This is a genomic window from Sorangium sp. So ce394 (assembly GCF_051474665.1).
Classification (GTDB): domain Bacteria; phylum Myxococcota_A; class Polyangia; order Polyangiales; family Polyangiaceae; genus Sorangium; species Sorangium cellulosum_D.
The window spans coordinates 2076682-2090465 of sequence record NZ_CP150339.1 but is presented as its reverse complement, the minus strand read 5'-3'; the positions used below and the strand labels follow the sequence as shown (position 1 = coordinate 2090465).

The 13784-nt window shown below is 72.6% G+C and carries 8 protein-coding genes; 3 read left to right on the top strand and 5 right to left on the bottom strand.

Features of this window, described 5'->3' with window-relative positions:
* Positions 1 to 60 precede the first annotated feature (60 nt).
* Together WMF33_RS07660 and WMF33_RS07655 are read right to left on the bottom strand one after the other, a co-directional pair.
* A complete protein-coding gene (locus WMF33_RS07660) occupies positions 61 to 624 on the bottom strand; it encodes a Uma2 family endonuclease (RefSeq protein WP_437336519.1) in 564 nt (187 codons plus the stop codon).
* Between the two features lie 35 nt (positions 625 to 659).
* Entirely contained in the window at positions 660 to 1082 is a 423-nt protein-coding gene (locus WMF33_RS07655) for a VOC family protein (protein WP_437336518.1), read from the bottom strand.
* Positions 1083 to 1316: 234 nt separating this feature from the next.
* Here WMF33_RS07655 and gpmI point away from each other — a divergent pair, with 234 nt between their 5' ends.
* Together gpmI and WMF33_RS07645 are read left to right on the top strand one after the other, a co-directional pair.
* Entirely contained in the window at positions 1317 to 2948 is a 1632-nt protein-coding gene (gene gpmI, locus WMF33_RS07650) for a 2,3-bisphosphoglycerate-independent phosphoglycerate mutase (RefSeq protein WP_437336517.1), read from the top strand.
* Positions 2949 to 4403, top strand: coding sequence for a serine/threonine protein kinase (locus tag WMF33_RS07645; RefSeq protein WP_437336516.1), 1455 nt, complete (start codon positions 2949 to 2951; stop codon positions 4401 to 4403).
* 117 nt (positions 4404 to 4520) lie between these two features.
* On the opposite strand, the gene WMF33_RS07640 is transcribed toward WMF33_RS07645, so the two are convergent.
* The 3 genes from WMF33_RS07640 to WMF33_RS07630 form a co-directional block, all read right to left on the bottom strand.
* Positions 4521 to 9809, bottom strand: coding sequence for an AAA family ATPase (locus WMF33_RS07640; RefSeq protein WP_437336515.1), 5289 nt, complete (start codon positions 9807 to 9809; stop codon positions 4521 to 4523).
* A gap of 126 nt (positions 9810 to 9935) precedes the next feature.
* The gene (locus tag WMF33_RS07635) at positions 9936 to 10289 is read right to left on the bottom strand and encodes a YkgJ family cysteine cluster protein (protein ID WP_061623436.1); all 354 of its coding nucleotides are present in this window, start codon (positions 10287 to 10289) and stop codon (positions 9936 to 9938) included.
* Between the two features lie 53 nt (positions 10290 to 10342).
* Positions 10343 to 11359 (bottom strand): peptidylprolyl isomerase, encoded by a 1017-nt coding sequence (locus tag WMF33_RS07630; protein WP_437336514.1) that lies wholly within the window; start codon positions 11357 to 11359, stop codon positions 10343 to 10345.
* Positions 11360 to 11551: 192 nt separating this feature from the next.
* Between WMF33_RS07630 and WMF33_RS07625 the strand changes: the two genes are divergently transcribed.
* Entirely contained in the window at positions 11552 to 13780 is a 2229-nt protein-coding gene (locus WMF33_RS07625) for an NADP-dependent isocitrate dehydrogenase (RefSeq protein WP_437336513.1), read from the top strand.
* The last annotated feature ends 4 nt before the right edge of the window (positions 13781 to 13784 follow it).

Sequence of the window (13784 nt, the reverse complement as noted above, 5' to 3'; positions counted from 1 at the left end):
GGAAGCTTATCGCTCCCGGGCGGCCGGTGACGGCGCGATGCGCCCGGCGCCGCGCCGGCGCTACTCCTGCCAGAGGACGCCGAGCTCGATCTCCACGGCGTCGAACGGCGCCGCGCGCACGGTGACGTCGCCCTCCCACGCGCCCATGCGCGCGAACCGCCCGCCGTCGATGCGGAAGACCTCGAGGCTCCGGCGCCGCGGATCGATGAGCCAGTAGTGCGTCACCAGCTCGCGCGCGTAGATCTCCATCTTGTCGCGGCGGTCGACCGCCTCGGTGGACGGCGAGATCACCTCGCACACCCAGTCGGGCGCGAGGAAGATGGCCGCGTTCCGCATCGGGATCTGCGGCATCCGGTCGCGGCGCCACGCGGCGATGTCGGGGATCACGATGTCCGGATCGGTGCCGAGGTGCAGCTCGGGCTCGACCAGGAGCGCCCACCGGCCGGGCCCCTTGATGCCCCGGCGAAACGGGAGGTAGAGCTCGCCGGCCAGGACCGACGTGACGTTGCGGCAGGACAGGGACGGCCGCGGCGTCGCGTGGAGGACGCCGTTCAGGATCTCCGCCACCTGATTGGGGGGCGTGTCAAGGACATCCTGGTACGTGGCGCGACGACCGTCGGACATGGTCGGAACTTAGCACGCACGCCGCGCGCAGCGGCTCACGTCGCGAAGATCTGACGCGCGTCCTGGAACGACTTGAACTCGAGCGCGTGGCCGCTCGGGTCGACGACGAAGAGCGTCGCCTGCTCCCCCGGCTCGCCGACGAAGCGGATGTGCGGCTCGATCAGGAACGCGACCCCGAGCCCGCGCAGCCGCTCGACCAGCGCGTGCCAGGCGCGCCACTCGAGGATGGCGCCGAAGTGGCGCACCGGCACGTCCTTGCCGTCGACCGGGTTCGTGGGGAGCACGGCGCCGGGCTCATCGACGAGGTGGGCCGAGATCTGGTGGCCGAAGAAGTCGAAATCGATCCACCGGTCGGCCTTGCGGCCGACGCGGCACCCGAGCACGTCGACGTAGAAGCGGCGGGTCGCCTCGAGGTCCGAGACCGGGAAGGCGAGGTGGAACGGCGGGGCCTGGGTCATCGAGGTCCTCCCTGTGCGGCGCCCGCCATCGTAGGGGAGGCGGCGGCCTCGGGACAGGCCCGCCGCCGGGCCGGCGCCGCCCGCCGGCCCCTCCGCGCCGCCGGGCGCCGCCTGCGGGCCTGCCGCCGCCCGCCCCTGGACGCCCCCGGGACCCCGGCCGGGGCGCCCCGGCGCGGGTCGAAAATGCCCGAGCAGCCCCCCGATCGCCGCGGCTTCGTTGTAGATTCCGCCGCCATGAGCGAAGCCGCACCCTCTCCCAGTCAACGCCCCCGCCCGCTCGTCCTCTGTATCCTCGACGGATTCGGCGAGCGCGAAGAAAAGGACCAGAACGCGATCGCCCTCGCGAAGATGCCGAACCTCGACGCGATCAAGCGCGACGCGCAGACGACGCTGATCGGGACGAGCGGCCCCGACGTCGGCCTCCCGGTGGGGCAGATGGGCAACAGCGAGGTCGGCCACCTGAACTTCGGCGCGGGGAGGATCGCGCTGATGGACATCTCGCGCATCGACGTCGCGATCGCCGAGAACAAGCTCGGCTCGAACGAGATCATCGACCGCACGTTCCGCATCGCGCAGGACCGCAAGTGCCGGCTGCACCTGTTCGGCCTCGTCTCGGACGGCGGCGTGCACTCGTCGCTCGATCACTTCTTGGCGCTGTTCAAGCTCGCGAAGTTCCACGAGGTGCCCGTGGTCCTGCACGCGTTCCTCGACGGGCGCGACACGCCGCCGAAGAGCGCGTGGGGGTACGTCGAGAAGGTCCAGGAGGCGCTCGAGGGCGTCGGCGTCATCGGCACCGTGTCGGGCCGGTACTACGCCATGGACCGCGACAAGCGCTGGGACCGCGTGACGAAGGCCTACACGGCGATCGTGCGCGGCGACGCGCCGCGGGCCGACACGGCGTTCGACGCGATCCAGCAGTCGTACGCGCTCGGCAAGACGGACGAGTTCGTCGAGCCCGTCCGCATCGGCGACTACAGCGGCATCAAGGGCGACTTCATGGCCGACTTCGCCTCGAAGGAGGCTCGCTGGGAGTGGTTCGGGGAGGAGGTCGGCCTCTCCGTCAACTTCAGGCCGGACCGCATGCGCGAGATCTCGGCGATGCTCACGCGGCGCAACCTGCCGCCCGAGGTCGAGGAGCTCCTCACCGATCGCGGCAAGCCGGTCTACGCCTTCCAGGAGCACTGCTACAGCTGCATGACCGAGTACGACGCGGCCCTGAAGCTGCCGGTCGCGTTCCCGAAGGACGAGGTCACCGACTCGTTCCCCGAGGTGATCTCCCGCGCCGGGCTCACGCAGCTCCGGTGCGCCGAGACCGAGAAGTACGCGCACGTCACGTACTTCTTCAACGGCGGCCGCGAGGAGACGTTCCCGGGCGAGGATCGGAAGCTCGTGCCCTCCCCGCGCGACGTCGCCACCTACGACAAGAAGCCCGAAATGAGCGCGGCCGGCGTCGCGAGCGAGGTCGTGGCCGCGATCAAGAGCGGGAAGTACGACTTCATCCTCGTGAACTTCGCGAACCCGGACATGGTCGGGCACACGGGCATCCTCGAGGCCGCCATCCACGCCGTCGAGGCGGTCGACAAGGGGATCGGCGACATCGCGGACGCCGTGCGCGAGGCCGGCGGCGCGCTGATGATCACCGCGGACCACGGCAACTGCGAGCAGATGAAGGACGATCAGGGCAACCCCCACACCGCCCACACGCTGAACCCGGTGCCGCTCTACTACCTGAACAAGCACGACGCCGGCGTCGTGCTCCGTTCGGGCGGCCGCATCTGCGACGTGGCGCCGACGATGCTCGAGATCCTCGGCATCCCGCAGCCCGCGGCGATGACGGGGCGCTCGCTCCGCGTTCGACAGCGCTAAGTGGGCGCCGCGGAGAGGCAGCTCGGCCCGTACATCCTGCGCGAGGCCGTCTCGTCGCGGGCGCTCACGGTCACGTACCGGGCCGAGCATGTCGAGCTCGGCCGGGCGGCGCTGATCAAGACGCTGAAGCCCACGGTGTCGGCCGCGAGCGCGTTCGCGGCCGGCCTCGAGCGCGAGGCGAAGATCCTCGCGCGCATCCGGCACCCCAACATCATCGACATCCACGATTTCCAGCGCGACGAGGACCGGATCTGGCTGGTGCTCGAGCCGCTCTCGGGCCCGACGCTCGCGGAGCTGTGCGCGCGCGCCGGCCGCCTCGACGAGGGCGCGGCGGCGGCCATCGCGCTGGAGATCGCGCGCGGCCTCGGGCACGCGCACGAGCGCGGGGTCGTGCACCGCGAGCTGCGCCCGGAGCGCGTCATCGTCACGCCGCCCGGCGGCGTGAAGATCCTGGAGTTCGCGGCGGCGTTCGACGGCCGGCTGCCGTCGCTGCCCGAGCCGTTCGAGGGCAGCGACACGTTCGCGCGGCCCGACTACATGGCGCCGGAGCAGATCCTCGGGGCGGAGACCGGGCCGCAGGCCGACGTGTTCGCGCTCGGCGTGGTCCTGTTCGAGATGCTCGCCGGCGCGCGCCCGTTCGACGAGCCGAAGCAGGAGCCGGCGGACGCGGACGCTGCGCCTTCCGCGTCCCGCGCGTCGCGCGCGCCGCGCGAGCGCGAGGAGGACCGGTGGGCCGAGGGCCGGGCCGTCGCGCACCGCATCCGCAGCGCGCCGCCGCAGCCGCTGCGGGCGCTCGCGCCCGACGTGTCGCGCGGCCTGGAGCGGGTGGTGCTCCGGTGCCTCGAGAAGGAGCCGGAGCAGCGCTACGAGAACGGCCGCGCCGTCGCGGACGCCCTGGCCGAGGAGCTCGCCGAGCGCGGTCACGGGCAGCCGAGGGCGCTCATCGGGAGGGCGCTCGCGGCGGCGAAGCTCGGCGGGGACGAGCTCCCGCCCGCGCACGTGCCGTCCGTCCGCCCGGCCGCCGAGCGGCGCCACGCGCCGTCGCTCGCGCCGGACGCGGTCCGGCTGCTCGGCATCTTCGCGCTGGTCGTCGCGGGCGGCGCGCTCATCGAGCTCGGCTTGCGCGAGCACGGCGCGGTCGGCCCGCCCAGCGCCGAGGCCAGGCAGCCCGGCGCGCCGTCGGAGGGGCGCGGCTACCTGAAGGTGCTCGCCAGGCCGTGGGCGGAGGTCGTCGTCGACGGGGAGCTCGTCGACGTGACGCCGATGGCGCGGTCGATCCCGCTCCAGGCGGGGCGGCACTACGTCACGTTCCGCCACCCGAACGCGCCCGAGGAGAAGCGGACGATCACCGTCTCCGCCGGGCAGACGGTCACGCTCGACGTCAGCATGCGGATCGACCGCAGCGCGCTCGACGCGGGCGCGCCGCCGGTGGAGGACAGGGACGCCTCGCCCTGAGGCGCGGCGCCCGGCGCCCTCGCCGGCGCGGCGCCGGGGGAACCGCCGCGCGGCGCCGGATCGCTCCGGCGCTCGAGCCCGTCGGTCGACCCGCGCTCCTTGCATCGGCGGGAGGCGTCAGCCCGTGCGCTCTTCGGCGCGGCCGTGATGCGCGCTCGACGAGGCTTGCCCGCCGGGCGGCGCGCTCGGGACCTGCCCACGGGCCTCCCGAGGGGGCTCGCGCGGCAGCTCCACGATGAACGTGGCGCCCGCGCCGGGCTCGCTGTCGATCCGGATGCTCCCGCCGAGCGCGTCGACGATGCGCCGCGCGATCCATAGCCCGAGGCCGAGCCCCCCGAAATGGCGCTCCGACACGCCGCGCTCGAACCGCCCGAAGAGGCGCGCCTGCGTCGCGCGGGCGATGCCGGCGCCGCGGTCGCGCACGACGAGCCGGGCCCGGCCGCCGTCGCCCTCGACCCGGACATCGATGGGCTTGCCCTCACCGAACTTGACGGCGTTCGACAGCAGCTTGTCCGCCACCTGCACGAGGCACACGCGATCCCAGAGGCCCACGACCCCGGGCTCCGCGTCGAGGGACAGCGCCGAGCCCGCGTGCTCGAGCGCCGCCGCGTGCTTCGCGGCGACGTCGCGGACCAAGAGCGACAGATCCACCGGCTCCATCAGCATCTCCGGCTCGCCCGCGGCGAGGCGCGCGACGTCGAGGAGATCGTTCGCGAGCCGCTCGAGGCGCCCGATCTGGCGCCCAGCGCGCTCCAGCTTCCTGGCCGCGCGATCGGCCCCCTCGGCCCTCATCCGGCCGGCGCGCGCGTCCCGGAGCAAGGTCTGGACTTCCATCTGGAGCGGCGTGAGCGGCGTCCTCAGCTCGTGCGCGGCGAGCGTGAGGAACGTGTCGCGCGCCCGCACCCCCTCTTCGGCCTGCGCGAGCAGGCGCGTCCGCTCCTCCAGCAGGCGCGTCCGCTCCTCCAGCAGGCGCTCGAGGTCGCCGTAGAGGAACGCGTTCTCCAGCGCGACGGCGGCCTGGGCCGACAGGATCGCCACCACCTCCACGCGCTCGGCCGTGAACGCGCCCGTCACGAGGTCGTTCTCGAGGTACAGCACGCCGCGCAGCGCGCTCCCCGAGAGGACCGGCGCGCACAGCACGGAGCGGGACTGCCGCGACGCCACGTAAGGATCGTCGCGGGTCGCCGGAGACGTGCGCGCGTCCTCGAGGACCACCGGCGCCCGGGTCCGCGCCACCGTGCGCACCACGGACAGGCACGCGCGATCGCCGGCGAGCTCGACGGGCGCGCCCCCCGCGCGGACGGCCCCGCGGGACGGGTCGCCGGCCGCCTCCAGGACGAGCGCGCCCTCCCGCTCGACGAAGAGCGCCCCTCGCTGCGCGCCGGCGTTCTCCATGGCGACGGCGAGGAAGAGCGTCGGGAGCTCGTGGAGCGCCAGGCTGCTCGCGATCGCGCGCGACGCCTTGAAGAGCGACGCCGCGTCGAGCAGGACGGCCGGCGCCTGCGACGTCGTGATCAGCGCGCCCATGGGGGTGTGCATCGGCAGGAGCGTCGCGTGCTGCTGCTCGAGCTGCGCGACCTTGGCCACGGCGCCCCACCGCGCGTAGAGCCGCCGCGCTCGCTCCAGGTAGGCGCGCGCCAGGAAGTCCCTGCCAGCGGCCAGCCAGAAGCGCCCGGCGAGCTCGCACGCGAACGCGGCGTCCTGCACGAACCCGTGCGCCTCCGCCCCGGTGACGGCCTCGTCGTAGAGCCTGGCCGTCGCCCAGGGGTGCTCGCCCTGGATCCCGGACCGCACGGCCTCGATGAGCGCGACGAGGTGCCCGAAGTTCATCGGGGCGTGCCGCGCCGCCTGCCGCAGCCCGGCGAGGATGCCGTCGGCGCGCGCGACGAGCGCGCCGCGCCGCTCCCCCGCCTCTTCCGCGGCGACCATCAGGCAGGCCAGCGCCTCCGGGACCTGCATCCGGGTGAACAGGACGAGCCCGGGCACGGCCGCGAGGTGCGGCTCGATCCACGCGATCTCCTCGAGGACGCCGCGGAAATCGCCGAAGAGGCTGAGCAGGAAGGTGCGATGGAAGGCGATGTAGAACAGGGAGAACGAGTCGCCGGCGGCCTCCAGGCCGGGGCGCGCCGCCTCCGCGTCGAACGCCTCGCCCTTCAGGACCGTCGGCTGCCCGCCCGCCCCCAGGAGGTTCAGCGTGGCCTGCTGGAGGACCCTCAGGTACCGCGCGGTGCGCTCCTGGTGGAGCGGCGCGAAGGAGCGGCGCAGCTCCTCGATCTCCTGCAGGAGCCCGCGGAGCGGCGCGCCGCTGATGTAGCCGTGGATGCAATACCCCATGCCGCAGTGGCTCGCCCACTCGAAATCGCCGTGCGAGAGCCCCTCCTGGTGGCCGAGGCGCAGCGGCGCGAGCGTGTCGCGGAAGTGCGCCGTGCGCGGGTGGATCATGCACTCGAAGAGGTTGACGATCATGGCCGAGAGCTCGCGAGCTCGCAGCCGCGCCATCACCTCCATCGCGAGCCGGCCGAAGCGCGCGCCCCCCTCGGCGTCGCCCTCCAGGACGACGAGGAGGTTGCCGAAAAATACGTACGACTGCGGGGACGACGGCGCGTTGCCGTGCTCGATGGAGAGCCGCACGCCCTCGGTGACGAGGAGCGGGTAATGCGCCGGCGCCACCTGAAAGGCCAGGCCCACGACCTGGCGGATGAGCTGCATGGCGGCGAGGGCGCATGGATCGCGCATGGGTGGCAGCTTCGCGAGCTCCTCCACGCCCTCGCCCGCGAGCCGCTCGCGGATGGCGGAGATGGCGCGCAGCACGTCCTCGACCGCGGGCTTCTCGGGGAATGTGAGCCCGAGCCGCCCGAGCGCGCGGAGGCCCAGGCGCAGGGCTTCCCTGCTCCGGTCCTGCGCTTGCGCGCTGCGGATGCGGAGCCCGTCGACCTCGACCTCCTCGAGGACCGAGGCCGCGTGGGAGGAGAGCGCGGAGACGAGCCGCTCGACGCCGCCGAAATCTCCGATGAGGCAGGCCGCGAGCGCCGTCGCCCGGTACAGCGAGACCGCGAGCTCGCGCGCCCGCGCGAAGCCCTCCTCGCCCAGCACCCGGACGCCCGCGCCGAGCAGGCTCGCGGCCACCTCGAACGACGCCGCGCCGAGGGCCCGCTGGCCGCCGCGCAGGAACAGCCCGGCCACCTCGAGCCGCTCCCCTTCGTCCGCGAGCAGCGCCTCTCCGGCCTTGAGCTGGTCCAGGATCACGAACAGGCGCTCGTCCAGGCGCTCGGCCGGCGTCATGGCGATGAGCCGCCGTCCGAGCTCGAGGTGCACGGCAGGTCGCTCCCGCTCCTCGATGAGCGCGTAGGCCGCCTCCCGGATCCGATCGTGCGCGAACGCGAACGTCGCGCCCGAGGGGTGGCCGGCGGGCGCCCGGAGGCGGAGCGGGATCAGCATCCCGGCCTCCACCGGCTCCCGCAGGTCCGAGAGCGTGTCCTCCGCGGAGGCGCGGCAGACGGCCGCGAGCGTGGCCGCGTCGAACGTATCGCCGAGGCACGCGCCCACGCGCAGCGCGCTCCTCGCGGCCGGCGAGAGCTCGCCGAGCCGCGCGCGGAGCAGCTCGGCGGCGCTCTCCGCCATCGGCGCGGCCTCGACGCGGGCATCGTCCCACGTGAAGGAGGCGGCGGCCGGGTCGAACGTGATGACGCCGTCGCGGAGCAGCCGCTCCAGGAGCTGGCCGATGACGAACGGGTTGCCCCCCGTCTTCCGCGCCACGATCGACGCGAGGGTCCCCACGCGCGAGACCGGGACCCGCAGCGCGTCGGCGACGAGCGCCGCGACGGCGCGCTCGCGGAGCGGCGAGGGCGCGATCGAGGTGACCCTCGCGGCGCCGAGGCGCATGCGCTCCATCGCCGCGGGCAGGGGGTGCCCCGCGGCGAGGTCGTTGTCGCGGTACGCGAGGATCACGCAACAGAAGCGCAGCTCCGGATCGGCGGCGAGCTCGCAGAGCAGGTCGAGCGTCGCGGCGTCCGCCCACTGGAGGTCGTCGAGGAACAGGACCAGCGGACGGCCGTCCCGACACAGCGCGCGCACGAAGTTGCGGAGCACCATCGTCGCGCGGTTGCGCGCCTCCACGGGATCGAGCTCCCGCAGCGGCGGCTGCGGCCCGATCAGCAGCGTCAGCTCGGGCACGAGCGCCGTGACCAGGGCGCCGTTCTCGCCCAGCGCGGACAGGAGCTCCTGCCGCCACGCCGCGACGGCGTCCGGCTCGGCCCCGAGCAGGTGCCGTACGACGCCCTGCAGCGCCTTGGCGAGGACGTCGAACGGCGTCGCGCGCTGGGACCTGTCGCACTTGCCCGCGCCGAACATCCCGCGCTTGCCCGTGATGGGACGCAGCAGCTCGTGGGCCAGCGCCGACTTGCCGATGCCCGGGGGTCCGCCGACGAGGATGACCTCCGCGCGCCCCTCGGCGGTGGCGCGCTCCAAGGCGAGCGCGACGGCCTCGATCTCGTCGTCGCGACCGTACAGCCGGCGGGGGATCGCCAGCCGATCGGGGATGTCGCGCCGGCCGAGCGGGAAGGGCTCGATCCGGTGCGCGCTGCGCCGCGAGTCGACGCACCGGCGGAGGTCCGCCTCGACGCCCCACCCCGTCTGGTAGCGGTCCTGCGGCTCCTTGGCCATCAGGCGGACCACGAGGTCGGACACGACCTCGGGGATCGCGGGGTCGACCTCGCGGGGCGCGACGGGGGCGCACGCCAGGTGGCAATACACGAGCTCGAGCGGGTCGCTCCGCTCGAACGGCCGGCGGCCCGTGAGCATCTCATAGAGCGTCACGCCGAGCGCGTAGAGATCGGCGCGGGCGTCGAGCGGCCGGTTCATGCGCCCCGTCTGCTCGGGCGCCATGTACGCGAGCGTCCCCTCGATCTCGGACGGCTGCGCGAGCTCGGCTTGCTCCAGCGGCAGCTCGCTCGCGACGCCGAAATCGATCAGCTGAACGGCGCCCGTGCGCTCGTTCCACACGACGTTCGACGGATTGACATCCTTGTGAATGACGTGTCGGCGGTGCACCTCGGTCAGCTCGCCCGCGACTGCAGCGCCGATCGCGAGCGCCTCGTCGATCGCGAGCCGCCGCCGAGCGCAGACGCTGGCGACGGAGACGCCGCCGATGTCCGGCATCTCCAGGCACCGCTTGCCGTCGAAGCTGAGGAGCTGAAAGGCGCGCCCCAGGCGGCGGAGCACCGCGGCCTCGTGGTCGGGGCCCTCGCTCTCATCGCTGTAGATCTTGAGGATCACGGAGCGGGCGGCGCGCCCGTCCGTCGGCGCGACCGCACGGAACACGTCGCCCGACCTCGTGCGGGCGACCGCCTCGATCTGCCGGTAGCCGGCGGAATTCAAGGCTTTGACGATCTGAGCTGCGACGTCCATGGCCCACATCCAGGTCGCCCGTCTCGCGCGCGGAGCGCCCTTGCGAGCGGCTGGCGCTCGGCGCGCGAGGGACCTGCGAAGAGGATAGCGACATCGTGGCACCGCGCTGGGCGCCCGCGGCAGGGGCTAGCCGTCCCGTCCGCCGCGCGGCGCAGCGGCGCGCCGCAGCCGATCGAGCGCGATCAGCGGCCGTTCCCGCTTCTCGTGGAGCTCGCCGATGCACGCGCCGCTGCCGCGCTCGAGCGCGCGGCAGCAGTCGGGCCGCACCTCGTAGATCGAGCACAGGAAGCGGCCGCGCTCCGCGTCCAGCGTGAGCGCGGCGCAGCGGCCGTCCTCGACGTGCATGTAGCAGCGGTTGCCGATGAACCGCGTGAGCGCCCGCGCGCGATCGTCCATGCGGTCGTAGTCGCAGCCGAAGACCCGGACGTACTCGGGCAGGGTCGAGAAGCAGCAGGTGCCGCACGCGGTGCACTCGGGCACGCCCGCCTCGCCGCGGCCGCCCGCGCCCGCCGCGCCGCGCGCGCCGCCGCCCGTCAGAGCCGGACCTCCACGTGCGTCCCGCGCTTCAGCTCGTCGAGCCACTTCTGCTTGGCCTTCTGCAGGATCTCTGCCTGCAGCCGCTGGAGGATCTCCGGCCGGGCGGCGTCGAGCGTCGTGAAGCGCGACGGCTGGCGGCTGAGGAGCTTCATCACCACGAACGCGTCGCCCGCGCGCATCGGCCCGACCACGCCGCCCGGCTCGACCGCCATCAGCGCCGCCTCGAGCTCCGGGGCCATCACCTCGCGCTGGCCGCTCGCCGCGGCCTGCGTCCCCTGCGGCGCGCGGACCCCGAGGTCGCCGCCCTCGTCGCGGGTCGCGGTGTCGTCCGAGAACTGCCGCGCGAGCGCCGCGAAGTCCTCGCCCCGCCGCGCGCGGTCGGCGAGCGCCGCCGCGAGCGCGCGCCGCTCCTCGAGCGCCTCGGCGCTCGAGCCGGGCAGGATGCGCAGGACGATCCACGCCGGGTGGTACTCGCGCCGCCGGCGCTCCTCGCGCACCATCCGGTCGTAAGCGGACAGCACGTCCTGCTCGGTGATGCGCACCCGGCCCTTCACCCGTAGCTGCAGCATCTTCCCCTCGAGGATCTGCCGGCGGATCTCGTCGCGGTACTCCTGCTCGGTGAGCCCGGAGCTCGCCCGCGCCATCCGGAACAGCTCCTCGACCGTCGTCTGCTCCGCGGCGGCGATGTTCCGGAAGGCGTTCTCGATCTCGTCGGAGGTGACGCGGATATTGGCCTTCTCGGCGGCCTGGCTCTCGAGCTCCTCTTCCACCATCTTCTGGACGAGCTCGCGAAAGACCTGCGACTCGGCCGCCGCCTGCTGCGGGCCCGGCGGGACCCGGGCCTGGATCTGCAGGAGGAAGGGGCGGGCCCGCTGCCGCAGATCCGAGAGCAGGATGGCGCGATCGCCGACGACCGCGACGATCCGCTCGCTCACGACCGCGTGGGCGAGCGGCGAGGCGAGGGCGGCGGCGGTGATGAGCCCGGCGAGGGCGAGGCGGAGCGGGGCGCGCATCGCGCGGCTCTACCATTTGACCCCGGCCGGTTCCACGCGTTTCCGGCTCGGCGCGGCCCGACATGACGCGCCGCGCCTCGCTCCGGAGCGCGCCGCGAGCGCGCCGCGCCGCGGCTGTCCAGCCTGTTGCCGCAGCGATCCCGGCGCGGTAAGCGGCCGTCAATCCGGGCCCTTTCAACCCTCGAGGAACAAGTGGAAACGCAAAACTCTACCATCATCTACACGAAGACAGACGAGGCGCCGGCCTTGGCCACGTATTCGCTCCTCCCGATCGTCGAGGCGTTCACGAAGGCCGCCGGGGTCCGGGTCGAGACGCGCGACATCTCCCTGGCGGGCCGCATCCTCGCCAACTTCCCGGAGCGCCTGACGGACAAGCAGAAGCTCGGCGACCACCTGGCAGAGCTCGGCGAGCTGGCCAAGACGCCAAACGCCAACATCATCAAACTGCCCAACATCAGCGCCTCCATCCCGCAGCTCGTGGCCGCCATCAAGGAGCTGCAGCAGCAGGGCTACGCCGTGCCGGACTATCCCTCCGAGCCGAAGACGGAGGAGGAGAAGGCGATCAAGGCACGTTACGCCAAGGTGCTCGGCAGCGCCGTGAACCCCGTCCTGCGCGAGGGCAACAGCGATCGCCGCGCCTCGCCCGCCGTCAAGGACTACGCCAAGAAGCACCCGCACTCGATGGGCGCGTGGAGCCGCGACTCGAAGAGCCACGTCGCGCACATGTCGGGCGGCGACTTCTACGGCAGCGAGAGGTCGGTCGTGGTGGACAAGGCGCAGGAGCTGAAGATCGAGCTCGTCGCCGGCGGCAAGACGACCGTGCTCAAGCCGAGCGTCAAGGTGCAGGCGGGCGAGGTCGTCGACGCCAGCGTGATGAGCGCCAAGGCCCTGCGCGCGTTCTACGCCGATCAGGTGGAGGACGCGAAGAAGCAGGGTGTGCTGTTCTCCCTGCACCTCAAGGCCACGATGATGAAGGTCAGCGACCCGATCCTCTTCGGGCACGCCGTCAGCGTGTTTTATGCCGAGGCGCTCGACAAGCACGCGGCCACGCTGGCCAAGGTCGGCTTCGACCCGAACAACGGCATCGGCGACCTGTACAACAAGATCCAGGGCTTGCCGGCAGACGAGAAGGCGAAGATCGAGGCGGACATCAAGGCCGTCTACGAGCGACGCCCGACGCTGGCCATGGTCGACTCCGACCGCGGCATCACCAACCTGCACGTGCCCTCGGACGTGATCATCGACGCCTCGATGCCGGCGGCCATCCGCTCCAGCGGCAAGATGTACGGCACGGACGGCAAGCTCTACGACGCCAAGTTCACGATCCCCGATCGCTCCTACGCCGGCATCTACCAGGCCACGATCGATTTCCACAAGCAGCACGGGGCGTTCGACCCGCGCACGATGGGCAGCTCGCCGAACGTGGGGCTCATGGCGCAGGCGGCGGAGGAGTACGGCTCACACGACAAGACCTTCAAGATCCCCGAGAGCGGCACGGTGCGCGTCGTCGACGCCTCCGGCAACGCCCTGCTGGAGCAGAAGGTCGAAGCTGGCGACATCTTCCGCGCCTGCCAGACGAAGGACATCGCGATCAAGGATTGGGTCAAGCTGGCCGTCGCCCGCGCGCGCGCCACGGGCGCCCCGGCGGTGTTCTGGCTCGACGAGAACCGCGCCCACGACAAGAACCTGATCGCCAAGGTCAAGGCCTACCTGCCCGAGCACGACACCAATGGCCTGGAGCTCCCGATCATGAGCCCGGTGGAGGCGATGAAGTTCACGCTCGGCCGCATGAAGGACGGCAAGGACACCATCAGCGTCACCGGCAACGTGCTGCGCGACTACCTGACGGACCTGTTCCCCATCCTGGAGCTGGGCACCAGCGCCAAGATGCTCTCCATCGTGCCGCTCCTGGCCGGCGGCGGCCTCTACGAGACCGGCGCCGGCGGTTCGGCGCCGAAGCACGTCCAGCAGCTGCAGAAAGAGAACTACCTGCGCTGGGACTCGCTCGGTGAGTTCCTGGCGCTGCAGGTCTCGATCGAGGACCTCGCGAGCAAGACCAACAACGCCAAGGCCAAGGTGCTCGCCAAGGCGCTGGACACGGCGATCGGCCTGTTCCTCGAGAATAACAAGAGCCCGGCGCGCAAGGTCGGCGAGATCGACAACCGCGGCAGCCACTTCTACCTCGCGCTCTACTGGGCGCAGTCCCTCGCCAAGCAGACCGAGGACAAGGAGCTGGCGGCCAAGTTCGGAAAGCTCGCCGCGACGCTGACGGACAACGAGTCCAAGATCAACGACGAGCTGCTCGGCGCGCAGGGTAAACCCGTCGATCTCGGCGGCTACTACCACTTCGACGATCAGAAGACGTTCGCCGCGATGCGGCCCAGCGCCACGCTGAACGCGGCCATCGACGGCTTCTCCTGAGCCG